This is a genomic window from Kitasatospora sp. NPDC053057 (genome assembly GCF_044546945.1).
Classification (GTDB): Bacteria; Actinomycetota; Actinomycetes; order Streptomycetales; family Streptomycetaceae; genus Kitasatospora.
In genome coordinates this window covers 1-22,783 of record NZ_JBITZP010000064.1, presented here as the reverse complement: position 1 = coordinate 22,783, position 22,783 = coordinate 1, and the positions used below count along the sequence as shown (strand labels likewise).

Below are 22,783 nucleotides of genomic sequence, written 5' to 3'. Positions count from 1 at the left end.
CCATCAGATCTGAGAGAGGGCCTTGCGCAGGCCGTAAGCGGCGGCACCGAGCGCGATCACCGCCGCACCGGACAGTACCGAGGCCAAAGGCAGGGCGAAGGCCAGGACCAGGCAGCCGACCGTGCCGAGGATCGGCACGATCCGCGCGGGACGTCCTTCGGCAGGAGTCAAAGTCCAGGCGGAGGCGTTGGCGATGGCGTAGTAAGCCAGCACACCGAAGGAGGAGAAACCGATCGTCCCGCGCACATCGGCGGTGGCGGCCAGGACGGCGACCACCGCGCAGACCGCGAGTTCAGCGCGGTGCGGAACCCGGAAACGCGGGTGGACAGCGGCCAGCGCGTGAGGCAGGTGGCGGTCGCGGGCCATGGCCAGCGTGGTGCGCGAGACACCGAGGATCAGCGCGAGCAACGAGCCCAGCGCCGCGACGGCCGCGCCCACCCGCACGACGGGGACCAGGCCCGGGACTCCGGCGGCGCGCACGGCATCGGACAGCGGCGCCGAGGCATGGGCCAGGCGGTCCGGGCCGAGCACGGCCGTGACCGCGAGCGCGACGGCGGCATACACGAGCAGGGTGATGCCCAGGGCGAGTGGGATCGCGCGCGGGATGGTGCGTTTCGGGTCGTGGACCTCCTCGCCCAGGGTGGCGATCCGCGCGTATCCGGCGAAGGCGAAGAACAGCAACCCGGCCGCCTGCAGCACCCCGCCGAAACCGGCATCCGCGCCGATGTCCAGCCGGGCGCCCTCGGCGGTGCCGCCGGTCAGGCAGGCGGTCACCACGGCGGCCAGTACCGCCAGGACCACGGCGACGATCACTCGCGTCAGCCAGGCGGACTTCTGCACGCCGGCGTAGTTCACCGCGGTCAGCGCCACCACGGCGGCGACGGCCACTGCGTGCGCCTGGCCGGGCCACACGTAGGATCCCACCGTCAGCGCCATGGCCGCGCACGAGGCGGTCTTGCCGACCACGAAGCTCCAGCCGGCCAGGTAGCCCCAGAAGCCCCCCAGCCGCTCCCGGCCGTAGACGTAGGTGCCGCCGGACTGCGGGTAGCGGGCGGCCAACCGCGCCGAGGACGTCGCGTTGCAGTACGCCACCACCGCGGCCAGCGCCAGTCCCAGCAGCAGCCCCGATCCGGCCGCGTTGGCCGCTGGAGCCAGGGCCGCGAAGATCCCCGCCCCGATCATCGACCCGAGGCCGATCACCACGGCGTCGAACACGCCGAGGTGCCGCTTCAACTCCCCGCTGCCCACAGGTGCCGTCGGCGACGCACTCACTACTCGCTCCTCGCCCCGGCCGCACAGTCGGGCAGCCACTGGTGATCTCCGAACCCCGGGCACGATATACGACCGCGACGACGAGTCACCGAGCTCAGGGGCGGGCCGGCGCAGGCCGTGAAGAGTTCCGGGGCCCCACGAGCGCACCCGTTCCCGGTCGGCTGGCGCCACGTGCTGCTACTGGTGGGCCGGTTGCGTGCGGGCCAGGCGCCGGAGCGCGTCTGGCTGCTGGCGACGGTGCACGGACTGCGGGCCGGCCTGCTCCAGCAGGCGGTGGAGTGGCCGGACACCCGGTGGGGGCTGCGCGATCCGACGACGGGCCCCGGCCATGTCCAGACCGTGATGCGTCTGGGATTCGGTGCGCCCGGACCGCTGACCGGCCGCCGCCCGGTCGCGACGTGCTGGCGCTGGCCGAGAGCCCGGCACGCTCGCCCCTGACCGACTGTGCGTCACCTGTTCCAGGTCCAGTCGGCGACCTCGGGCAGGTCGGTGCCGTGCTCGCGGATCCAGCCGTGGTGGCGGAACCGGACGTCTGCCATCTGCTGTCGCACCTGCGCGGCGCGAACGGCCAGGCCCGGGACGCGGTCGATGACGTCCATGACGAGCTGATAGCGGTCGAGGTCGTTGCGCACCACCATGTCGAAGGGGGTCGTGGTGGTGCCCTCCTCCTTGTAGCCGCGCACATGCAGGTGGGGGTGGTTGGCGCGCCGGTAGGTGAGGCGGTGGATCAGCCACGGGTAGCCGTGGTAGGCGAAGATGACCGGGCGGTCGCGGGTGAACAGGGCGTCGTACTCGCGGTCGGGCATGCCGTGCGGATGCTCCTCCTGGGGCAGGAGGCGCGCGAGGTCGACGACGTTGACCACCCGTACCGCGAGGTCGGGCAGGTGACGGCGCAGCAGGTCGGTGGCGGCCAGCACCTCCAGGGTGGGGACGTCGCCGGCGCAGGCGAGAACGACGTCGGGTTCGCGGCTGCCGTCGTCCGTGCCGGCCCAGTCCCAGATGCCGGCGCCGCGGGCACAGTGGGCACGGGCGGCGTCGAGGTCGAGCCAGTCGAAGCAGGGCTGCTTGCCGGCGACGACGACGTTGACGTAGTCGCGGCTGCGCAGCACGTGGTCGGCGACGGCCAGCAGAGTGTTGGTGTCCGGGGGCAGGTAGACGCGGACGACCTCGGGGCTCTTGTTGAGGACGTGGTCGACGAAGCCGGGGTCCTGGTGGGAGAAGCCGTTGTGGTCCTGGCGCCAGACGTGCGAGGTGAGCAGGTAGTTGAGGGAGGCGATGGGGAGTCGCCAGGGCAGTCGGCGGGAGGTGCGCAGCCATTTGATGTGCTGGTTGGCCATGGAGTCGACGATGTGGACGAACGCCTCGTAGCAGGAGAACAGGCCGTGACGGCCGGTCAGCAGGTAGCCCTCCAGCCAGCCCTGGCAGGTGTGTTCGGACAGGATCTCCATCACCCGGCCGCCGCGCTCCAGGTGTTCGTCGGTGTCGAGGACCTCGGCCTGCCATGCCTTGCCGGTGGCGCGGTAGACGGCTTGGAGGCGGTTGGAGGCGGTCTCGTCGGGTCCGACGAGGCGGAAGTCGCGGCGCTCGGAGGTGTCGGTCATGACCTGTGCCAGCAGGTCGCCGAGGACGCGGGTGGGCTCGTGCGGGCCGGCGCCGGGCTTCTCGACTGGGACGGCGTAGTGCTCCAGCGGTGGGATCGGCAGGTCGTGCAGCAGCAGTCCGCCGTTGGTGTGCGGGTTGGCGCCCAGGCGCCGCGCGCCGTCGGGGACGCAGGCCAGGACCGGTTCGCGTGGGCTTCCGTGCTCGTCGAAGAGTTCCTCGGGGCGGTAGGAGCGCAGCCATTGCTCCAGCTGGCGCAGGTGTTCGGGGTTGGTGCGCACGGCGTCCAGCGGGACCTGGTGGGCGCGCCAGGTGCCCTCCACCGGCAGGCCGTCGACCTGGGCGGGTCCGGTCCAGCCCTTGGGCGTGCGCAGGACGATCACCGGCCAGCGCGGGCGTTCGGTGACGCCCTCGGTTCGGGCGGTGCGCTGCAGGAGCGCGATCTGGTCCAGGGCCTCGTCCATCGCAGCCGCCATCGCCCGATGCACCGTCATGGGATGGTCACCGGTGACGTGGATGGGGTGGTGGCCGCAGCCACGTAGGAGGTCGTCGAGCTCCGGTTCGGGCAGACGGGCGAGGACGGCGGGGTTGGCGATCTTGTAGCCGTTGAGGTGCAGGATCGGCAGCACGGCGCCGTCGTGCACGGGGTCGAGGAACTTGTTGCTGTGCCAGGAGGCGGCCAGCGGGCCGGTCTCGGCCTCGCCGTCTCCGATCACGCAAGCGACCAGCAGGCCGGGGTTGTCGAGGGCGGCGCCGTAGGCGTGGGAGAGGGAGTAGCCCAGTTCGCCGCCCTCGTGGATCGAGCCGGGGGTCTCGGGCGCGACATGGCTGGGGATGCCGCCGGGGAACGAGAACTGCCGGAACAGGTGGGCCATGCCGGCGGCGTCGCGGGTGATGTCTGGGTACGTCTCGGTGTAGGTGCCGTCCAGCCAGGAGTTCGCGACCACGGCAGGTCCGCCGTGGCCGGGGCCCCAGACGCAGATCGCGTCCAGGCCGCGGGCCTTGATCACCCGATTGAGGTGGGTGTGGACCAGGTTCAGCCCCGGCGAGGTACCCCAGTGGCCGAGCAGCCGCGGCTTGACGTGCTCGGGGCGTAGCGGCTCTGTCAGCAGCGGATTCGCGAGCAGGTAGATCTGCCCGGCGGCCAGGTAGTTCGCCGCCCGCCAGTGGGCGTCCAACCCCGCCAACTCCTCCGCCCCGAGGGCCGTGGACGCGCTCGGCACGGCGTGCAGGCTGGACGTACCGAGCGAACTCGACATGCCGGGCTGCTCCTCGCGCATACGGGCCCTTTCTCTTGAAGACTCGGAGTTCTGGGGTCAACTCTCCACCCGGCGTTGCCGCCCGAGGTGGTTCCCCGCGATGCGCCGCTGTCGGGTTCGCCCAGGCGGCGCAGGGCCGATAGGAAGTCGGGCCGCGCCGCGCCTCAGCCTCCGAGGGTGGGCGTGCGCAGGGCGAGTATCGCCAGGTCGTCGCGCCCGTCGCTGGGGTGGTGGTCGGCCAGTGCCTGGCACAGGTGGTCCAGGGGCTGGTCGGCGTGGGCGGTGGCGGTAGCGGCGAGGGCGTGCAGTCCTTCGTCGAGGGTGTGGTGGGGGTGTTCGACGAGTCCGTCGGTGAACAGGATGACGGTGGCGCCCGCGGGGAGTGGGTGGGTGTGGTCGGGGCGGGGCTGGTCGAGGTCGACGCCCAGGGGCAGGCCGGGGTCGGCGTGGAGGTAGCGGGCGTGGCCGTCGGTGGTGAGCAGGAGCGGCGGTGGGTGGCCGGCTGTGCTCCAGTGCAGCGTCCAGGCACGGTCGGCGGGTTCGATGCGGGCCAGGCAAGCGGTGGTGACGGGGTTCTCGGTGATCGCGTGCAGGGTGTGGTCGAGCTGCGCGAGCACGGCGCTGGGCGGGGTGCCCCGGTCGTAGACCAGGGCGCGGAGCATGTTGCGGACCTGGGCCATGGCGGCTGCGGCGGCCAGGTCGTGGCCGATGACGTCGCCGATGATCATCGCGCGCACGCCGTCGGGGAGCAGGAGGGCGTCGTACCAGTCCCCGCCGAGGTGGTGCGGTGGGGTTGCGGGCCGGTAGACGGCGGCGACGGAGAAGGGATGCAGGTCTGGCAGCTGAGGCAGCAGCAGGCGTTGGAACTGCTCGGCGCTGGCCCGCACCTGCTCGTACAGGCGGGCGTTCTCGATAGCGACGCCGGCGGCGCCGGCCAGCGCGGCGACCACGGCCTCGTCATTGGCGTCGAAGGGCCACCCGTCGCGCTTGTCGGTGAGGTACAGGTTCCCGTACACCTGGCCGCGCACGGTGACCGCCATCCCGAGCAGGGTGAGCATGGGTGGATGGCCGGGCGGAAAGCCGACGGATTCCGGGTGGGCGTGGATGTCGGCGACCCGGAGCGGCTCGGGGTGCTGGATCAGGTGCCCGAGGAGCCCGCGCCCGTGCGGCAGCTCCACCCCGGCCAGGTCGGCGACCTGTTGTTCGGAGAGGCCGATGGGAATGAACTCGGCCAGCCCCTCACCGTCCCTGTCCAGCACGCCCAAGGCGCCGTATCGGGCATCGACCAGGTCCATCGCGGTGCTCACGATCCGGCGCAGGACGGCGGGCAGCTCCATTTCTCGGCTGATGGCCAGTACCGCGTCCAGCAGACCTTGCAAGCGGGCCTGCGCGCGGGTCAGCTCGCCGAGCTTCTCGGTCATCTGCTTGAGTTCGGCGTCCAGCTTGGTCCGCACCTGAGGCACCGGCGTCGAGGGTCGGTCCTCGTCTTCATCCGGTCTGTGCTGCGGATCCATGCCGGCCGCCTCCACGCTGCCTTCGGTCGCCCGGCGACTGGCGCCGGCTCGTCGGGTGGGGGCCTTGCCCGAGACGGGACGCGTACTCGGTGCGGCCCGAACGAGGCGCGTGGGCGAGACGAAGAACTCCGCATATCCACGCTAAGTCGGCGTGGGAGGGTCCGCCGCTCGGTGACTGGATGCGTGGTGCGGTCCGGCGAGGCGCGCTCTGAACGCGGAGAAGGGCGACTTTGGGAGCGACGCGGTCGTGGTGGCTGCGGGTGCTTCGCGCACCGTGGGGCGCGTTGGTTCCCACTGGACAGATAGTCTTCGCATGGATAGTCTCTGTGTAGATTATCTAGTCGAGGAGGCCATCATGTGGATGTACGAGCACAGCATCGAGACTGACGCCGCACGCGAGGCGATCTGGCGGCTCTGGGCCGACGTGGAGAACTGGGGCGCCTGGAACGCCGAGATCGAGAAGATCGAGTTCCTGGGCCCGTTCGCCGAAGGCGCTGAGATCACGATGACCCCGCCCGGGGAAGAGCCGGTTGCGCTGCGTGTCACCGAAGTCAGCAAGGGTGAACTGTTCACCGACGAGGCCCGCTTCGACGGTCTCGTCCTGCGCACCACCCACCGCCTCGTCCCGCTCGACCAGGGGCGCACCCGGGTGGTGTACCGGATGGAGATCACCGGCGAGGGCGCCGACGAGGTCGGCCCGCAGATCGGTCCGGGCATCACCGCGGACTGGCCCGAGACCATGGCCGCGCTCGTCGACCTCGCGGCACGGAGCTGAGGGCACTGACCCCCGCCGAAAGCCCCGGTTTCCTGCTCTGGCACGCCACACTGCGCTGGCAGCGCGGCATCGCCGCAGCCCTGACGCCTCTTGGCCTGACCCACGTCCAGTTCGTGCTGCTCGCCTGCGCCTGGTGGCTGAACAGCCAGGGCGAGCACCCCAACCAGCTGACCCTCGCCCGCCAGGCGGGCACCGACGTCAAGATGACCTCCCAGGTGCTGCGCACCCTGGAGCAGAAGGGCCTGATCGAACGCGAGGTCGACCCGGCCGACACCCGCGCCAAGCGACTGCGCGTCACCAGCCTTGGCGCCGATCTGGCCCCCCGCGCGATCGCCGCCGTCGAGCACGTCGACGCGCAGTTCTTCCAGCCGGTCCCTCTCGACGACGCGGTGGCCCTGCTCGGCCGCCTGGCCCATCCCGATGCCTGACGCAAGCACGACAACCGGAGGCGATCGAACCCGAATCCATCAGCCGGCGGCATCTGCAATAGGCCGACCACAGCGGAGACCTCCCCCGGGCTTGCGCACCCGGCCGAGCGGCTCCTCTCCACCCTCCAGTTCACGCACGCCACGCGAGACCGTGGCCACTCCTGCCCCGGCGACCAGCTTGATCCCCCATGGCCGATCGCTCTGGCCTCCGCCCCCATCACCAGACGGCACTGACGCTCATTCAGGTGCGAGAGGAGTGCACCCACACTTCGCCGCCAACGCCCTAAGCTCCCGGGCGCTGGGTCGGTCAGCGTAACGATGCGCGTCGACGTAGCAGCCAGCGGCGCAGTTCGTCGGCTCCCCACACGATGAACGGGAACGGGACGGCGAGCGCGAGCATGCCGGGGGTCAGGGCCGCCGTACCCAGCAGTGATTGGAAGGGCGGGGCGTAGATGAACAGCGCGCTGAGCGCGAGTTCGAAGGCGATGCCCCAGAGCAGCAGCGGGTTGCTCAGGACGCCGACAGAGCGCAGCGAGGCATGGTCGGTGCGGGCGGCGAAGGCGGTGCCGATCTGTCCGGCGACCATGCCGAAGAAGGTCATCGTGGTGGCCTGCCGGTAGGCATGGTGGAGCGGCTGCCCGGGACCGGTGGGGTCGCCGGGGTGCCAGCCGGCGTGGAGTAGCACGGCGAAGAACCCCGTCATCTGGAGCGCGGCGCAGATCACGCCGAGGAACAGCCAGGCGCGCAGCAGCATCGGGGCGCGGATGACGCCTTCGGAGCGGGGGCGGGGCGGGCGCTCCATCAGCCCGGGCTCGGCGGGTTCGCGGCCCAGGGCGAGGGCGGGCAGGGTCTCGGTGCCGACGTCGAAGGCGAGCAGCTGAAGGACGGTCAGCGGCAGTGGGACCTTGCCGCCGGCCAGCGCGAAGACCAAGAACGGGGTGACCTCGGGTGTGGTGTGGGCGAAGATGTACAGGATGAACTTGCGGATGTTGTCGTAGACCCGGCGGCCGGCCTTGACGGCGGCGGCGATGGTGGCGAAGTTGTCGTCGGTGAGCACCATGGTGGAGGCTTCGCGGGCGACATCGGTGCCGGAGCGGCCCATCGCGATGCCGATGTCGGCCCGCCGCAGCGCCGGGGCGTCGTTGACGCCGTCGCCGGTCATCGCGACGACGTGGCCCTCGGCGCGCAGTGCGTCGGCGATCCGCAGTTTGGCTTCGGGTGAGCTCCGGGCGAAGATCAGCTCGTCGCCGTGGCGGAGCAGTTCGTCCAGTTGGTCCTCGCTCATCCGGTCGAGTTCCTCACCCGTGACCACGGTCGGGTGCCCGCTGCCGATCCCGACCTGTCCGGCGACGGCCGTGGCGGTCAGGGCGTGGTCTCCGGTGACCACGATGATCCGGATGCCGGCGGCGTGGCACTGGGCGACCGCGTCGGCGACCTCCGGGCGTGGCGGGTCGGCCATTGCCGCCAGCCCGAGCAGGACGAGTTCGCGTTCGGCCTGCTCGCGGCGGTCGGGCAGCGGTTGCTGCGGGTCCAGCCTGCGCTCGGCGACGGCCAGGACGCGTAGCCCTTGGCTCGCGTACTCGTCCACGTGCTGCTCGATGGCGTGGCGGCGCACGGGGGGCAGGGGGGACACCCGGCCGTCGGCCTCCAGGATGGTGGTGCATCGGGGCAGTACCGCCTCCGGGGCTCCTTTGGTGTGCACCCACAGGCCGTCGTCACGCTCATCCAGCGTCGACATCAGTTTCAGGACCGGGTCGAAGTGAAACTGACGGCGGCGCGACCGCTCGCGCTCGGCCGTATCGAGGCGCTTGCCGAGTTGTTCCGCCGCCCGTAGCAGCGCCACCTCGGTGGGATCGCCCACCGCGTCGGTCGCTCCGCCGAGCTGGGCGTTGCTGCAGGCCGCCATGGCCATCGCGAGATCGCGCAGCGCAGCGTCCGTGGCTGGCGCCCCGGCGTCGGGTTCGCGGGCGCCTGCAGTGGTCCAGAGCGTGGTCACCCGCATGCGGTTTTCGGTGAGCGTGCCGGTCTTGTCGGTGCAGATCACATCGGTGGAGCCCAGCGTCTCCACCGCGCTGAGCCGCTTGACGACCGCTCCTCGCTGGACCAGCCCCCGCACTCCCAGCGCCAGTGCCAGGGTGATCACCGGGAGCAGGCCCTCGGGCACGTTGCCCACCAGGAGGCCCACGGCGAACACCACCGCGTCGTGCAGCGGCAGCTTCGCCCCGAAGACCGCCACCGGGAGGAAGGCCACGCCGGTCACCAGTGCGATCAGGGCGATCAGCCACGCCACCCGGCGCACCTGGTGCTCCAGCGGGCTCTCCTCGCGCTCCACGCGTTCGGACAGGGCCGCGATCCGCCCCAGTTCGGTGTGCATGCCGGTGGCGAACACCACCGCGCGTGCCTCGCCCTCGGTGCACGTCGTCCCGCTGAACACCAGGTCACGGGCGCGCAGCAGCGGAACTCGGACGTCCAGCAGGTCCGCCGCGCGATACGCCGGCATCGACTCACCGGTAAGAGTCGACAGATCGACCTCGATACCCCCCGTCATCAGCCGGGCGTCGGCCGAGATCCGATCCCCTTCCTCGATCACCAGGACATCCCCGGGCACCAGCGAGAGCGCCTCCACCTCCTGCACCCGCCCGTCGCGCAACGCCTTCGCCCGGTCCGGCAGAAAGGCGGCCAGCGCCTCCACCGCCCGCTCCGCCTGCATCTCCTGCACGAAGGCGAACGCCGCGTTGACGACGATCACCACCACGACCGCCACAGCCACCGCGACGATCCCCGCCGCCCAGGCCAGACCGGCCGCCGCCCACAGCAGCAGCGCCAGCGGATGCGTGAACTGGCGCGCCAACTCGCCCGGCCAGCGCCGCCCGCCCCGCCTGCGCAGCGTGTTCGGCCCGTAGTGGACCAGCCGCCGAGCCGCCTCCCGCGAGGACAGGCCCTGCCTGCTGCTGCGCAGATCCCGCAGCAGCAAGTCCACCCCTTCCTCGGGATCAGGCCCGGCGAGGGTCTCCTGCGTGCCGGACACGCTCACTGGCGGCCTGTCGGCGGACGGTCGAGCCGCTCGCGCTCATCGGCCTCGCGGTAGTGCTGACGCCAGATCAGCCGGTAGACCCGCGTCCAGCGGGGGATCGAACGCACGCCGGGAATGAACGGCACCAGCACGAAGGCAAGCGACAGCAGGGCCATCAGCCCCCAGACCAGCGCGTCGGCATTGTGCGACGTCTTGAACGGGTCGATCTGGTACCAGAACGTGTACAGCCACAGCCATGCCTGGCCCGGGTAGTTCCCGGTCTCGTTCATCATTCCCCACTGGTCACCGGCCAGATGCTGCGCACGGGCCTGGTCCGCCAGATAGGCGCCGTCGGAGAGGAAGAGCAGCGGCTTGGTGTAGTCGCTCTGGTAGAAGCCGCCCTGGGAGAGCAGCGCGCCGTCCAGGGCGCCGCCGCGCGCCAGCTCCAGCAACTGCGCGGTCAGCGCGGGGACGGGACCGTAGTCACCCGCCGCGACCTGGGCCGGGTCGCCGTCCGGGGCCTTGGCGAGCGCGTCCGCGTAGGCGGAGGTCCACACCTGCTGCTGGGACGCGGGAGCGGCACTCCACTGGGCGAGCGCGGCCGGGACGGTCGGCGGCTGGGGCGCGTTGCCCAGCGGCAGCAGGACGAAGTCCTGTGCCGTGTCGACGGGGTGGCGTACACCGCCGGCCCGTTGCAGGCCGACCGGCCCCAGTTTCTGCCCGGCTCCCGGCGTGGTGTTGTACGGCGGACCGTACTGGGCGGTGCTGCTGGTCCCGCCCAGCTCGGCCACGGCGGTGGCGGTGAAGTCGTTCGGGGCGGCCTTGGCCCAGGACGCCAGGGTGATCGGCTTCTCGTCGGGGGAGGAGAACACCGTGGCCAGGACCACGGTCACCACCGCGACCAGGGTCAGCGCGATGGCGAACTCCTTGACCAGGTCGTACGGCCGCGAGCCGAACGGGCCCGGCTCGGACTGACGGTCACGCCGTGCGGCCCGGCGGCTCACGCCCGCACCCCCGCGGCCCGGTCGTCGCCACCGCGCGGCCTGATGCTCCGGGTGAGGGGCGGCACGATGCCCCGGCGGCGCACCAGCAGCAGGTGCCACCCCGTCAGCAGGGCCAGCACGAAGGGCAGCAGCACGATGTGCCACATCAGCATCTGGCCGAAGTCCAGCACGTTGAACCAGGCACCGATGCCCACCGAGTTGAGGCCGTCCTTCGCCTGAGAGGCGATCCACTGCGAGTCGAAGTTCTGCTGCACCAGGTAGCCGGTGAACGCGGTGCCCACCGAGGCGAGGAAGCACACCGCACCGGTGATCCAGGTCAGCGCCCGCCGGCCGCGCCACGCGGCCATGAAGAATTTGCCCCACAGGTGCAGGCTGTTGACGTACTTGCCGACTGCCGACGCATGCCACCAGCCCGGTCCCAGCAGGGCGAGCAGCCCGCCGGTGGTCAGGACGACGGCCAGGGCCGCGAGGGTTAGCACCCCGAAGACGTAGATCCAGGACGCCATTTACGACGGCTGATTGTCCGGCAGCAGCTTCTCCGGGGGGGAAGGTGCGCACCGCGCGACGTCGCAGGGCTCCGGTCCAACCGCCCGTGCCGACCGGCTCCGGCGCAGAATCACCGGGAGGCTGCCCCGGCTGCGTGGCCGATCCGCTCATTTGCGCCGCCGCCCCTTCGGGAACGGCAGCAGCACCGCTGCGGCGAACACGACGATCATCAGGCCGATGACGATCAGATTCGGCACCGACAGCTGCACCACGCCCCAGTGCACATAGCGCCCGACCCCGTTCAGATCGAACGGCGCCGCGAGCGCGCGGCTCTCGTGCTTCGGCAGACCAGTCATGGCAGAGCCACCCTCCTGCACCTTCCTGCGGCCGCGCGAGGCCGGTTCCCCTGCCAGTAAGCACAGGCTGGACACCCCGCGGCCACCCCAGGACAGGCCGCCCCCCTCTGGACAGGGCCGAATGGCTCACCAACATCCGGAGCTGGTTCACAGTTCGCGCTGGGACCAGTGCGGCTCCACCGAACGCCACTCGCCCTCCCAGGCCCGCAGATTGCGCCGATCGAGGACCCGGTCAACCACCAGCCGCCCGGACGCGGCGACAGCGGCGGCGCTCACCGCATCCAACACAGGTGCGGGCGGCGAGGCGCTCTCTGGCCGCTGTCGTCGCCCAGATCCGCATCCGGCCCCCATTGGCGACCGCCTCCGCGCGGGACCGACCCGGCCCCACCTGCCACGGCTCCGCCGACTCGGACGGCAACAGGCCCGGAAGGGACGACCAGCAGGTTCGATGAGGGCCGGTCGGCCCATGCGCGACCCCTGCTCGGCGGCGAAGTGTGGAAGTGCACGGTCAGGCCCAGCGCCCGAGAAGGGGATCCAGACCATGTCGATCACCCATGACGCACCCGCGACCGCCGAGGCGCTGCTCTCGGACGGCACCACGGTGACCATCCGGGCGCTGCGGCCCACCGACCACGACGCGGTGCTGGCCCTGCACTCCTCCCGGATGTCCGACGAGAGCCGCCGGATGCGTTTCTTCGGCGTGAGCCGACGGGCGCCCGAACTCGCTGCGGACCGGCTCTGCGCGCCGCCGCGCGAGGGGTTCTGGACATTGGCCGCACTGGTCGGCGACGAGCTCACAGGAGTGGTCGAGGCCCAGACCATCGAGGGCCACCCCAGCCGCGCCGAGCTGGCGGTCGCCGTCGCGGACGACTGGCATCGCCGTGGGGTGGCCACCTTGCTGATCGAGCACCTGGTGCACGTGGTGCGAGGGCACGGCATCACCTGGATCGAGGCCGACGCGCTGGCCGGCAACACCGCGATCCACCAGGTCTTCGGCGACCTCGGCCTGCCTGTCCATCGCACGCTGGAGCAGGGCGAGGTCCGCATCCGCGTACCGCTCGATGAGAGCGACGAGCACTACCGCAGCACGGTGGACGAGCGAGGCCGCAGTGCGGACATCGCCAGCCTGGCGCCGCTGCTCAGGCCGCGATCGGTGGCGGTGGTCGGAGCCTCGCGCCGACCCGGCTCGGTGGGCCACACGGTGCTGCTCAAGATCCGCGACGGGGGTTTCGCCGGCCCGGTGTGGGCGGTCAACTCCCACGCCGAGGAGGTGGCGGGCACCCCGGCGTACCCGTCGGTCGCCATGCTGCCCGCCGTCCCGGACCTGGCGTTGCTCGCCGTACCCGCCGCCGCGGTGCCCGGCGTCGCCGAGGAGTGCGGGCAGGCGGGAGTACGCGCCCTGGCGGTGCTCACCGCGGGCCTCGACCACACCCAGGCCCGGCTGCTGCTGAATTCCTGCCGCCGGCACAGCATCCGGCTCCTCGGGCCGAACTGTCTCGGCCTGGCGCTGACCGACCCCAACTGCCGCCTGGACGCCAACTTTGGCGCGGCGCCGCCCATGCCCGGCAGCGCCGGGATCGCGGTGCAGTCCGGCGGGGTCGGCATCGCCCTGATCGCCCGGATCTCCGCGCTCGGCATCGGCGTCTCCTCCTTCGTGTCACTCGGCGACAAGTACGACGTCAGCGGCAACGACCTGCTGCAGTGGTGGGAGAGCGACCACCGCACCGACCTGGCCCTGCTGCACCTGGAGTCCTTCGGCAGCCCGCGCGCTTTCTCCCGCACCGCCCGCCGGGTCTCCCGGCGGATGCCCATCCTCACCGTGGACGCCGGACGCTCCGCCGCCGGACGCCGCGGCGCTGCCTCACACACCGCAGCTGCGGCCACCCCCACGGTCACCCGGCAGGCCCTGTTCACCCAGGCCGGGATCACCGCCACCCACGGCATCGCCGACCTCGTCGAGGCGGCGGCTCTGCTGCACGCCCAGCCCCTGCCCGGCACCCCAGGCAAGATCGGCATCCTCTCCAACGCGGGCGGCATCGGCATCCTCGCCGCCGACGCCTGCACCGAAACCGGGATGACGGTTCCTCAACTTGCCGCCCCGCTGGTCGCGAAGCTGCTGGCGAACCTCCCTGGCGGCGCGAACGCCGTCAATCCCGTCGACACCACCCCGGCGGTCTCGCCCGACGAAGTGCGCTCCTGTATCGACGAGTTGGCGAACAGCGGAGCCGTCGATGCGATCCTGGTCTGCCTGACCCCCACCGCACTGACCGTCGACCCCGCCCGGGATCCGCTGCGGGGCCTGCTCGACGGACCCGCCCGCCGCTCCCGTCCGGTCGCCGCCGTCGTCATCGACCAGGACGTACCGGTCCGTTTCCTCGAAAGCGCCGACGGTGGCCGGATTCCCGCGTACGCCGATCCTCAGGCCGCCGCCCGCGCCCTGGCCCATGCCCGCGACCGGGCTCGCCGGCTGGCCGAACCCCAGGGCGAGGAGATGCCCGCCACCGGATGCGACCGAGAACGCGCCGAGGCCCTGGTGGCGGACTTCCTCGTGCAGCACCCCGACGGCGGCTGGCTCGACCCGGCGAACACCTCGGCCCTGCTGGAGAGTTACGGCCTGCCCATGGTCAGATCGGTATGGGCGAAGGACGACCAATCCGCCGTGCTGGCCGCAGGCGCACTGGGCCCGCTCGGCCACCAGGGGTTCGTCGCACTCAAGGCGTACTGGCCGGGCCAACTGCACAAGAGCGACGTCGGCGCGGTTCGCACAGGGTTGGCCGGGGAGGACGAGGTGCGTCAGGCATTCCGCGCCTTCCAGAATCGCTTCGGGGAGCGGATGACCGGTGCCGTGGTCCAGCCGATGGCAGCTCCCGGCGTCGAACTGTTCGCCGGGATGGCGCAGGACGCCGTCTTCGGGCCGCTGGTGCTCTTCGGAATGGGCGGTACCACCACCGATCTCCTCGACGACCGAGTGGCCCGGCTCGCCCCGCTCACCGACCAGGATATCCACGCCATGATCACCACCCTGCGCGGCACGCCCTTGCTCTTCGGCTACCGCGGCATGCCCGCCGTGGAGCTGGAGGCTGTGGAGGACCTGCTGGCCAGGCTCTCCCGGCTGGCCTGCGACCTGCCCCAGCTCACCGACGCCGACCTCAACCCGCTGATCGCTGGCCCGGCGGGTGTCACCTGCGTGGACGCCCGCCTCCGGCTCGAACCCAGGCGGACCTACGACCCCTACCTGCGCCGACTGCGCCGGCTTCCGGACACCGGTACCGCCACCGTTCAGTGAGCACGACACTCACGTGCGCCTCATGTGGTGGTCACTACGGCCGTGTGCGCGTGGCCCAGGTTGGGGCAACACTCGGAGGCGAGAGCCCGCGTACGGTTTGGGAGCGCTGATGGATACGGCAGACACCCTGGGTGACCAGCAGCGCACGCGCGTCTTCCTGCTGGACGACCACGAGGTGGTGCGGCGCGGAGTCCGTGACCTGCTGGAGGCCGAGGACGACATCGAGGTCGTGGGCGAGGCCGGGACGTGCGCCCAGGCTCTGGTGCGGATCCCCGCACTGCGCCCGCAGGTCGCTGTCCTGGACGTCAGGCTCCCCGACGGCGACGGGGTGACGCTCTGCCGGGACCTGCGTTCACGGATGCCCGAGCTCAGCTGCCTGATGCTCACCTCGTTCGACGACGACGACGCCCTGCTGGACGCCATCATGGCCGGCGCCGCCGGCTACGTCCTCAAGGTGGTGAAGGGGTCGGACCTGGTCACGGCGGTGCGGACGGTGGCCTCGGGACAGTCGATGCTGGACCCGGCCACCACCACCCACCTGCTGCAGAGCCTGCGCCATCCGGACGAGCCGCAGCAGCCCGGCGCCGATCCCGCGCTGGCCTCCCTCACCCCGCGTGAGCGCGACATCCTCGCCCTGATCGGGGACGGCCTGACCAACCGCCAGATCGGGCAACGGCTGTACCTGGCGGAGAAGACCGTCAAGAACCACATCTCCCGGCTGCTCGCCAAACTCGGCGTCGAGCGGCGCATCCAGGCCGCGGTGCTCGCCACCCGCCTGGAAACCTCCGTGCCGCCGGATACGGCTACGGGCCACGGCGACGGCGGCCACCATCAGGACCACCGCCCACGCTGATCTGCGACCGGGCGTGACACCCGGGTCTCAGCGATAGACCGGGTGGCTGTGGACAGGGGCCGGTCGGCCCATCCGCCGGACGTACGAGCGCTCACATCATGGAGCCAGGAGGATCCCTCCACACCCGGCTTGATCAGGAGGTCGTCATGTCGTCCACGGTTCTTGACGCCACGGCCCTGGAGAAGATGATCTCCGCAGCGGTTGCCGCGCCCTCCATCCACAACACCCAGCCCTGGCGCTTCCGGCTGGACCCGCAGACCGCCACCGTCGAGGTGCGGGCCGCCCCCCAGCGGGCTCTGCTGATGGCCGACCCCGCCGGACGCGCCCTGCACATCTCGGTCGGCGCGGCGCTGCTCAACCTCCGCATCGCCATCCGCTATCTCGGCTGGGAGCCCGTCGTGCGGCTCCTGCCGCGCCCCACTGAGCCGGACCTGCTCGCCGCCGTCCGGCTGGCCGGATCGCTGCAAGAGGCGCACAGCCAGGACCCGGAGTTGTTCGACGCCATCTGGCGCCGCCACAGCAGCCGGCAACCCTTCTCCGAGCGCCCGGTACCCGCCGCCCTCCTCGTCGAACTCACCGAGGCCGCTCAGGCGGAAGGCACGGTGCTGTACCTGCCCGGCGTGACCGAGACCGAGCGACTGCTCTTCCTGACCGCCGAGGCCGAACGGCGCAGCACCACCGAGCCCAGGCGCCGGACCGAGAGCCGCGATGCGATCCACGGCCCGCAGAACCGGCCGGACAGCCCCTACGGGATACCGACCACCGCGCTCGGCCCACAGGACTCGGCCGGCCACCTGCCGATGCGGGACTTCTCCGCAATCCTGCCCGCCGACTTCCAGCGTTCGGTCCGGTTCGAGCCGCACCCGGTGATCGCCGTGCTCGCCACCACAACCGACAAGCCCGCCGACTGGCTGCGCGCAGGCCAGGCTCTGGAGCGGATCCTGCTGCTGCTCACCGCGCATGGGGTGCAGGCGTCCCTGCTCTACCAGGCCATGGAGTGGCACGACATGCGCTGGGCGCTTCGGGATCCGCAACACGGTGCGGAGCACGCGCAGATGCTGATCCGGATGGGCTACGGCCCCACCGGGCCGGCCACACCGCGCATGCCGGCAGCCGCCGTCCTGGAGGAAGGCGATGGACACCCGCTCTGAACGCCCACCGCCGCTCTCGGGCCTCGCCCCCTCGGCCGAGCCCGCCGCGACCGCAGTCGGCGGCGGGCACAGCCGGGAGGGAAGCCTGCAGCTCCTGCCGCAGGCGGCCGTCGGCCGGATCATTCACACCCACGGCGCGCTGCCGGCCGTCACCCCCCGTCACCTTCACCCTCACGGTCGTCGGCACCCTTCTGGTCGCCCTGCCCGAGAACTCGCCGCTCGCCATGACCGAGCCTGGGACCGTGGTGGGCTTCCAGGCCGACAACCTGCACTCCACCGCCCAGCAGCCGGGCTGGAGCGTCCTTGTCATCGGCCGAGCCGCACTGGTCAACGAGCCCGCCCACCTGGCACAACGTCACGCTACCGACCCGCGACCCGGCAGCCGCTCCGCCACGGCCTCGTACCTGAGCATCGAGCCTGAACTCGTCACTGAGCAGTGGCTCGAACTCTGACCACCGGCCGTCGGGGAACCCGTCAGGAGGAGCCCAGCGGGACTCTCCACACAAGCTCCGTGCCGCCCTGCGGCCGGGTGCCGACCCGCAACTCGCCCTTGAGTTGCCGGGCGCGCTCGGCCAGATTGAGCAGCCCGCTGCGCCGCCCTCGGGCCGGAATTCCCACCCCGTCATCGGTCACGGTGAGCACCAGCTCCGTCCCGACCGACAGTGCCACCTCCGCCGCACTCGCCCGGGCGTGGCGCGCTACGTTCGACAGCGCCTCACCGAGGACCGCCAGCACCGCGTCGGCGACGTCCGGCGGCACCCGCGTGTCCAGCAGCCCCTCCGTGCGCAGGGCTGGTGCGAAGCCCAGCGCATGGGCGGCCCGCTCCACCGCCTCCGCGATCCGTACCCGCAACCCCCGCGCCGTCGGGCCGCTGTCGTTGGCGCGCAACCCGAAGATCGTGGAGCGGATGATCTTCACGGTCACGTCCAGGTCGTCCACAGCCTCCTGCACCCGCTCCGCCACCTGCGGATGCTCGATGAAGCGCTGCGTACTCTGCAGCGTCATGCCCGTGGCGAAGAGCCGCTGGATCGCCAGGTCGTGCAGGTCCCGCGCGATCCGGTCGTGGTCCTCCAATAGGGCGAGCCGCTCGGCCTCCCGGCGGCGCTCCGCCACCTCCATCGCCAGCGCGGCCTGCCCGGCGAAGCCGAGCAGTGGGCCTGACTCCCTCGCCGTGAACAGGGGGCTCCCGGCAGCCCTGGCGAGCATCAGCACCCCGCGGACACCACCCGCAGCCGTGCCCATCGACACGGCCACCGCCGGCCCGAGCCCGGACCAGCGCGGCGGGCCCGCCGTGATCTGTGGGTCCTGCTGGACGTCCGTGCTCGTCACCGGCTCGGCCGCCCGAAAGGCCGCGCCGACGAAGGAACCCTCCGTCGGCAGGACCAGGCCGCGATGCTCATCCGCGTCCATACCGACGGCGACTTCAACCCTCAGCTCCGACGAGCCCGCCACCGGCACGGCGATCACGGCCAGGTCCGCACCGGTGATCTCCCTGGCCCGATCCACGATCAGCCCGAGCACCTGGGGGCGCTCAATGCCCGACAGCAGGCCGCTGGTCACCTCGCCGCTGACCGCCAGCCACCGCTCGCGCAGCCTCGACTCCTCGTACAGCCGGGCGTTGTCGATCGCCACGCCGGCCGCGACCGCCAGCGTCGACAGCACGGCCTCGTCCTCACCGTCGAACTCCTCGCCGCCGCGCTTCTCGGTGAGGTAGAGATTCCCGAAAACCTGGTCGCGCACCCGGATCGGTACCCCGAGAAAGCTGTGCATCGGCGGGTGGCCCGCCGGGAAGCCGTACGAGGACGGGTGCTCGGAGATCTCGGCCAGCCGCAGCGGCACGGGATTGCGAATCAGCTCGCCCAGCAGGCCGTGCCCGGACGGAAGCCGCCCGATCCGCCTGACCTGCTCGTCGGTGACGCCGACCGGCAGGAACTGCACGAGCCACTCATCGTCCCCAATGACCCCCAACGCGCCGTACTCCGCGTCCACCAGCACCACCGCAGACTCCACGATGTGCTGCAGCACCTGCCTCAGCTCCAGCTCCCGCCCCACCGAGAGCACCGCCTCCAACAGGCTGTGCACCCGATCGCGGGTGCCACGGGCAGCGTCCAACCGCGCCTGCAGCTCGTCCAGCAACTCGTCCAGTTGCAGCCGCGGCAGGCGGGCGGGATTCTCCGATGCTTCGCCACCCACAGAGCCCTCCGCCAGATCGCCGTTGGCCGATCCCCCTCTTCATCTCCACGGTATCGGCCGGGACAGCAAGCGGCCTCGCGCCCCAGCGGCAAGACCGCGCCTCACGCAATTGGTGGAGCGTGCTGCTGAGCGCGGCCTGCAAATCCGCGCCTTTTCGGACAGTGTGCTCACTCCCTTCGCGGGACAATCGGCACCGACACGTGCGCGATTGCCGGAGACACTGGAGGCATCTGACCCCACAGCTGCCGCGCCATTGCTGCTGGACGGCGCGCTGCTGGACTTCCGGTTTGCCCGCCTGAAGTGCGTGGGGATCGCCGCAGCACCGCCCGTCGCGTACCAGCCGGCGCGTGATCTGGACCTGCTCTCCATCCACTCGCCGCTGTTCAACGCGGTCACGTGGGCTCGGGGGCTACCGGAACGGTCGGCGGGCACGCCACGCCGCCAAGGCGTGGGGCGCGGCTCCGGTCTGACCTCGGCATAGCAGTAAATACCGGCCCATCCAAACCGGCCCTCGCTCGCAGGCTGATACCTGCCTGAGCGCTCCGCCCCAGGTGTTTAGTTATGCCAATTGATTCGGAGTGGTGATGTCGGCGCAGTTCATGGATGCTAAGCAGATTGCGGAGTACTTGAATATGTCCGTACCGTGGGTTTACAGGGAGGCTCCGCGACTTGGTCTTACTCCGTACAAGTTTGGCCGGGGGCGTAATGCGAAGATTCAGTTCAAGGTATCCGAGGTTCAGGCATGGATCAAGCAGCGGAAGCTGCCTGGATGCTGATCAAGTGAGATCGAGCGGGCTGCGGCACTCACATTGAGATGGAAAGGGCCCCGCTTGGTCGAAGCGGGACCCTTTCCATTCTTATGCGGCCAGGCCCAGGTCCAAAATCTTGGCGGCCTTGCCGATCGAGCCTGGCATGAGATGCCGGTAGATCTTGAATGTGATGTCCAGACTCTTGTGCCCCATCCACTCGGCCACGTCGGTGATCGGGATTCCGTTGGTGAGGCAGTTCGAGGCAAAGAAATGCCGGAAGCCGTAGATGACCATTCCGTCGGGAACATCCACCTCTCCAGCTCGCTTGATTCGCTGCCACTGGTTCGAGAGGTAGTGGGCGGGAAATGTCTTGCTGAGATCATTCGGATGCCGCAGAAGGTATCCGTCGACCGTGCCGTACTTGTCCGCGTACCACTCGATGGTCTCCCTCACCCGAGCGGGAAGGGGTACGTCGCGGTACTCGCCTACCTTTCGGTGCTTGAGACGCCCGTATTCCTTGGTGGTCTGGTTGACTTGCTCCGCGATTCGGTAGACGTCGTCGGCCACGATGTTCTTCAGGTTGACCGCTGCTGCTTCCCCGTTGCGCATCCCGCACCCGCTCATGAGATCGGTGATCAAGAGAAACGTGTCGTCGCCGGCGGTGCGTATCTCGCGGAGTTGTGCCACAGAGGGGATGGCGGCACGCCCTGGATCGTACTGAGGGGGCTTGACGCCAGTCAGCGGGTTTTCGTCGAAGATTCCCAGTCGGTGGGCATCGAGAAGGATCGCCTTGAGCTTGTCAAAGGCGTTGGCCTGTGTAGCCAGGCCGGCGCCGTTTCGCTCCATCGTCTGAATGAAGCCGTCCACTACCTTGTGATCGAAGGTGCCCATCCGGCGGCTTCCAAGCGCTGGGAGCAGGTGATGCTCCAGGAGCGAGTCGAGATGCCTGATGGAAGCCTCCGCGAGATCGCGTTGGCCGGTCTTCCACTCGGCGCAGTACTCTCCGAACTGCATCGCTCCGTATTTCTTGATGCGCTCGGCCTTGCGCAGGCTCTGAGGGATGGTCTTCTTTGCGTTGTAGACCTCGGTCAGTCGAGCGACGGCCCTGTCCTGGGTGGTGAAGCCGGACTCCTCGACCTGCCGTCCGGTCGCGCTGCGATACCGGATCTTGTACTCGTGAGGGCACTTCGACCACCGGGACTGGTGGTGCTCGCACTCTTTGAAGAAGGCGCCCATGCCGTGGGCGAGCTGCTTGGTTGCCATGGTCTGGCTGACCCCCGTTTGCCAATGCTGACGATTTGCTGACCGTCGAGCATCCGCTGGGGTCCTGAGCTGCACAAAGACGGGAATCCCGTGATATGTGGTGGAACTTCATCGGCCGGACTGACGAGGATGTCAGGCAGGCGCGGGAGGAGTGGATGACCGGCACCCGCTTCGGCGAGGTGCACGGCTACGATGGTGACCGGCTCGCAGCTCCCGAGGTGCCCCAACTGCCCCTGAAGCCACGGGGGAGGGTGCGCTGACCTGGGCCTATGCGTCCGCGATGCGGTGCGTCGGGTTGCGGTGGATCGTAGTCCGGGCGGTCTGCGATCCGCCGTTCCGGAAGGACGTTCGTGTCGCGAAAGACGGCTTCGGCGATCGGCCGCGAATCTCATGTATGGGCATGTGCAGCCAGGTTTAGACCGACCGGCAAATGGTGGGTGGGGCAGCCCAGGCGGGCCCGAACGCAAGGCAGGCACGAGCCTGAGTGATTATGGAGTTCTTGACGCTCAGTGATCACCTGGAGGGCTCGTGCCTGCGGTCCCGTCATGTCTTTGGAACCCCTGTGGGACCGGTCTTAGTGGTCTGAGCCTGAAGTCCTTCGGGGGTTGATCACGCTGCTGGTGCGGCGGAGGATTCTTCCTGTCGGTCGAGTGTGTGTCGGTCGAGCCGGGCCAGCAGATCGTCCAGGTCGGAGGTGGTGAACTTCCACTGGAACGGTTGTGCCGTGGCGTTGTAGCGGTCTTCGAATGCTCGGAGCCGGTCTCGGATCTGGTCGAGGTTCGTGAAGTCGTTGGGTGCCACGACTTTGCGTTGGACGACGGAGAAGAAGATCTCGTCGGGTAGCGGGAGCGCATTACTGCGCCCCCGCCCCCTCAGAACCGGCCATGCGGGCTTTCCCCGCAGCACGGCTCAAGCAAGCCCTATGGCTCGCAGGCTGTTTAGAAGGGCTGGGCCGCGTCCGGTGGCGGTGGTCAGTCGTCGGTGGCAGTGGGTGTGGATCAGGCGTGGGGCGGCGGGTTTGTCCGGCGTGCCGTGTCCCGGGGCGGCGGTGATCGCGTGTTTGCGGATCGCCTTGCGGGTGACCTTGAGCCACTGCTCCCATTCCTGGGGGCTTTGCGGCTCGTGGTCGGCGTGCAGCAGCAGCCCTCCGCAGAGCGGGCAGCGACCGTCCTGCGTCTTCATCAGACGCAGGGTGGCCATGCTCAGGGTCATGTCCCTTGAGTTGGTGTAGTGCTCGTGCACCAACGGTCATGCGGTGGGCGGAAGTTCGTCGCGCGTGTGCTCGGCGGGGTAGAGCTGGTCCATGCTGCCCTCGGGCAGGTAGCGGCGTGGGAAGGCGATCCATTCGTCGTGCATCTCGAAGAGCACGGCGGTGACCAGTCGCAGGAGCGCGTCGTCGTTCGGGAAGACCTGGACGACGTCGGTGCGGCGCTTGATCTCGCGGTTGATCCGTTCCAGAGGGTTGGTCGATTGAATCTTCTTCCAATGAAGCTTCGCCATCTTCGAACGTGCTGGTCGGAGGGGCTGGCGTGCGGGTCGTTGGCCGTGCTCGTGCTGGTTGATCGCGGGAGTCTGGGCTCTT

Annotated in this window: 21 protein-coding genes and 2 pseudogenes; 10 read left to right on the top strand and 13 right to left on the bottom strand. The window is 70.3% G+C overall.

The features are described 5' to 3' along the window. Positions 1 to 3: 3 nt before the first annotated feature. Positions 4 to 1,272: an APC family permease gene (locus tag ACIG5E_RS36765; protein ID WP_396541195.1), complete on the bottom strand. Its 1,269-nt coding sequence runs from the start codon at positions 1,270 to 1,272 to the stop codon at positions 4 to 6. A gap of 171 nt (positions 1,273 to 1,443) precedes the next feature. On the opposite strand from ACIG5E_RS36765, the gene ACIG5E_RS36760 reads away from it, so the two are divergent. Then, complete coding sequence (locus tag ACIG5E_RS36760) at positions 1,444 to 1,710, top strand: hypothetical protein (protein WP_396541193.1); 267 nt, start codon at positions 1,444 to 1,446, stop codon at positions 1,708 to 1,710. 11 nt (positions 1,711 to 1,721) lie between these two features. Here ACIG5E_RS36760 and ACIG5E_RS36755 read toward each other — a convergent pair whose 3' ends face one another. After that, a complete protein-coding gene (locus ACIG5E_RS36755) occupies positions 1,722 to 4,130 on the bottom strand; it encodes a phosphoketolase (protein WP_396541191.1) in 2,409 nt (802 codons plus the stop codon). Between the two features lie 164 nt (positions 4,131 to 4,294). Continuing rightward, entirely contained in the window at positions 4,295 to 5,551 is a 1,257-nt protein-coding gene (locus ACIG5E_RS36750) for a PP2C family protein-serine/threonine phosphatase (RefSeq protein ID WP_396541215.1), read from the bottom strand. 406 nt (positions 5,552 to 5,957) lie between these two features. Between ACIG5E_RS36750 and ACIG5E_RS36745 the strand changes: the two genes are divergently transcribed. Beyond that, positions 5,958 to 6,419: an SRPBCC family protein gene (locus ACIG5E_RS36745; RefSeq protein WP_396541189.1), complete on the top strand. Its 462-nt coding sequence runs from the start codon at positions 5,958 to 5,960 to the stop codon at positions 6,417 to 6,419. Then, positions 6,371 to 6,847 carry a MarR family winged helix-turn-helix transcriptional regulator gene (locus ACIG5E_RS36740; protein WP_396541213.1) on the top strand — a complete coding sequence of 159 codons (477 nt, stop codon included), beginning with the start codon at positions 6,371 to 6,373 and terminating at the stop codon, positions 6,845 to 6,847. Before ACIG5E_RS36745 ends, ACIG5E_RS36740 begins: the two co-directional genes overlap by 49 nt. A gap of 307 nt (positions 6,848 to 7,154) precedes the next feature. Here ACIG5E_RS36740 and ACIG5E_RS36735 read toward each other — a convergent pair whose 3' ends face one another. The 5 genes from ACIG5E_RS36735 to ACIG5E_RS36715 all read right to left on the bottom strand — a co-directional run bounded on the left by ACIG5E_RS36735 (position 7,155) and on the right by ACIG5E_RS36715 (position 11,982). After that, entirely contained in the window at positions 7,155 to 9,875 is a 2,721-nt protein-coding gene (locus ACIG5E_RS36735) for a cation-translocating P-type ATPase (protein ID WP_396541187.1), read from the bottom strand. Between the two features lie 2 nt (positions 9,876 to 9,877). Then, on the bottom strand, positions 9,878 to 10,864 hold the full coding sequence (locus ACIG5E_RS36730) for a hypothetical protein (RefSeq protein WP_396541185.1): 987 nt from the start codon (positions 10,862 to 10,864) through the stop codon (positions 9,878 to 9,880). After that, a complete protein-coding gene (locus tag ACIG5E_RS36725) occupies positions 10,861 to 11,370 on the bottom strand; it encodes a cytochrome b N-terminal domain-containing protein (RefSeq protein ID WP_396541183.1) in 510 nt (169 codons plus the stop codon). The genes ACIG5E_RS36730 and ACIG5E_RS36725 overlap by 4 nt, the downstream gene beginning before the upstream one ends. 147 nt (positions 11,371 to 11,517) lie before the next feature. Next, a complete protein-coding gene (locus ACIG5E_RS36720) occupies positions 11,518 to 11,706 on the bottom strand; it encodes a hypothetical protein (RefSeq protein WP_396541181.1) in 189 nt (62 codons plus the stop codon). 147 nt (positions 11,707 to 11,853) lie between these two features. Next, the gene (locus tag ACIG5E_RS36715; RefSeq protein WP_396541179.1) at positions 11,854 to 11,982 is read right to left on the bottom strand and encodes a hypothetical protein; all 129 of its coding nucleotides are present in this window, start codon (positions 11,980 to 11,982) and stop codon (positions 11,854 to 11,856) included. Positions 11,983 to 12,247: 265 nt separating this feature from the next. On the opposite strand from ACIG5E_RS36715, the gene ACIG5E_RS36710 reads away from it, so the two are divergent. The 4 genes from ACIG5E_RS36710 to ACIG5E_RS36695 all read left to right on the top strand — a co-directional run bounded on the left by ACIG5E_RS36710 (position 12,248) and on the right by ACIG5E_RS36695 (position 17,448). Further along, the gene (locus ACIG5E_RS36710) at positions 12,248 to 14,992 is read left to right on the top strand and encodes a GNAT family N-acetyltransferase (RefSeq protein ID WP_396541177.1); all 2,745 of its coding nucleotides are present in this window, start codon (positions 12,248 to 12,250) and stop codon (positions 14,990 to 14,992) included. Between the two features lie 109 nt (positions 14,993 to 15,101). Next, positions 15,102 to 15,845, top strand: coding sequence for a response regulator (locus ACIG5E_RS36705; protein ID WP_396541175.1), 744 nt, complete (start codon positions 15,102 to 15,104; stop codon positions 15,843 to 15,845). A 146-nt stretch (positions 15,846 to 15,991) separates the two neighbouring features. Beyond that, the gene (locus ACIG5E_RS36700; RefSeq protein ID WP_396541173.1) at positions 15,992 to 16,996 is read left to right on the top strand and encodes an Acg family FMN-binding oxidoreductase; all 1,005 of its coding nucleotides are present in this window, start codon (positions 15,992 to 15,994) and stop codon (positions 16,994 to 16,996) included. A 224-nt stretch (positions 16,997 to 17,220) separates the two neighbouring features. After that, positions 17,221 to 17,448 (top strand): hypothetical protein, encoded by a 228-nt coding sequence (locus ACIG5E_RS36695; protein ID WP_396541171.1) that lies wholly within the window; start codon positions 17,221 to 17,223, stop codon positions 17,446 to 17,448. A gap of 22 nt (positions 17,449 to 17,470) precedes the next feature. On the opposite strand, the gene ACIG5E_RS36690 is transcribed toward ACIG5E_RS36695, so the two are convergent. Then, positions 17,471 to 19,189: a GAF domain-containing protein gene (locus tag ACIG5E_RS36690; RefSeq protein ID WP_396541169.1), complete on the bottom strand. Its 1,719-nt coding sequence runs from the start codon at positions 19,187 to 19,189 to the stop codon at positions 17,471 to 17,473. Positions 19,190 to 19,442: 253 nt separating this feature from the next. Here ACIG5E_RS36690 and ACIG5E_RS36685 point away from each other — a divergent pair, with 253 nt between their 5' ends. After that, the gene (locus ACIG5E_RS36685) at positions 19,443 to 19,670 is read left to right on the top strand and encodes a hypothetical protein (protein ID WP_396541167.1); all 228 of its coding nucleotides are present in this window, start codon (positions 19,443 to 19,445) and stop codon (positions 19,668 to 19,670) included. A gap of 103 nt (positions 19,671 to 19,773) precedes the next feature. Then, entirely contained in the window at positions 19,774 to 19,965 is a 192-nt protein-coding gene (locus ACIG5E_RS36680; protein WP_396541165.1) for a helix-turn-helix transcriptional regulator, read from the top strand. Between the two features lie 81 nt (positions 19,966 to 20,046). Here the strand turns inward: ACIG5E_RS36680 and ACIG5E_RS36675 are convergent, their stop codons facing one another. Further along, complete coding sequence (locus ACIG5E_RS36675; RefSeq protein ID WP_396541163.1) at positions 20,047 to 21,201, bottom strand: tyrosine-type recombinase/integrase; 1,155 nt, start codon at positions 21,199 to 21,201, stop codon at positions 20,047 to 20,049. Positions 21,202 to 21,296: 95 nt separating this feature from the next. Between ACIG5E_RS36675 and ACIG5E_RS36670 the strand changes: the two are divergent. Continuing rightward, positions 21,297 to 21,461: pseudogene (locus ACIG5E_RS36670) on the top strand (pirin family protein); the annotation flags it as partial. A gap of 349 nt (positions 21,462 to 21,810) precedes the next feature. Here ACIG5E_RS36670 and ACIG5E_RS36665 read toward each other — a convergent pair. The 3 genes and pseudogenes from ACIG5E_RS36665 to ACIG5E_RS36655 form a co-directional block, all read right to left on the bottom strand. Further along, positions 21,811 to 22,002, bottom strand: a complete 192-nt coding sequence (locus tag ACIG5E_RS36665) for a hypothetical protein (RefSeq protein ID WP_396541161.1) — start codon at positions 22,000 to 22,002, stop codon at positions 21,811 to 21,813. A 108-nt stretch (positions 22,003 to 22,110) separates the two neighbouring features. After that, positions 22,111 to 22,413, bottom strand: a complete 303-nt coding sequence (locus tag ACIG5E_RS36660; protein WP_396541159.1) for a hypothetical protein — start codon at positions 22,411 to 22,413, stop codon at positions 22,111 to 22,113. Between the two features lie 36 nt (positions 22,414 to 22,449). Beyond that, positions 22,450 to 22,689: pseudogene (locus ACIG5E_RS36655) on the bottom strand (transposase); the annotation flags it as partial. Positions 22,690 to 22,783 lie beyond the last annotated feature (94 nt).

Coding starts and splice junctions, on each gene's coding strand:
- ACIG5E_RS36725 (WP_396541183.1), bottom strand. CDS start 11,370: ATGGCGTCCTGGATCTACGTCTTCGGGGTGCTAACCCTCGCGGCCCTG.
- ACIG5E_RS36680 (WP_396541165.1), top strand. CDS start 19,774: ATGTCGGCGCAGTTCATGGATGCTAAGCAGATTGCGGAGTACTTGAAT.
- ACIG5E_RS36675 (WP_396541163.1), bottom strand. CDS start 21,201: ATGGCAACCAAGCAGCTCGCCCACGGCATGGGCGCCTTCTTCAAAGAG.
- ACIG5E_RS36660 (WP_396541159.1), bottom strand. CDS start 22,413: ATGACCCTGAGCATGGCCACCCTGCGTCTGATGAAGACGCAGGACGGT.
- ACIG5E_RS36720 (WP_396541181.1), bottom strand. CDS start 11,706: ATGACTGGTCTGCCGAAGCACGAGAGCCGCGCGCTCGCGGCGCCGTTC.
- ACIG5E_RS36700 (WP_396541173.1), top strand. CDS start 15,992: ATGTCGTCCACGGTTCTTGACGCCACGGCCCTGGAGAAGATGATCTCC.
- ACIG5E_RS36705 (WP_396541175.1), top strand. CDS start 15,102: ATGGATACGGCAGACACCCTGGGTGACCAGCAGCGCACGCGCGTCTTC.
- ACIG5E_RS36745 (WP_396541189.1), top strand. CDS start 5,958: ATGGATAGTCTCTGTGTAGATTATCTAGTCGAGGAGGCCATCATGTGG.
- ACIG5E_RS36755 (WP_396541191.1), bottom strand. CDS start 4,130: ATGTCGAGTTCGCTCGGTACGTCCAGCCTGCACGCCGTGCCGAGCGCG.
- ACIG5E_RS36750 (WP_396541215.1), bottom strand. CDS start 5,551: ATGACCGAGAAGCTCGGCGAGCTGACCCGCGCGCAGGCCCGCTTGCAA.
- ACIG5E_RS36710 (WP_396541177.1), top strand. CDS start 12,248: ATGTCGATCACCCATGACGCACCCGCGACCGCCGAGGCGCTGCTCTCG.
- ACIG5E_RS36695 (WP_396541171.1), top strand. CDS start 17,221: ATGACCGAGCCTGGGACCGTGGTGGGCTTCCAGGCCGACAACCTGCAC.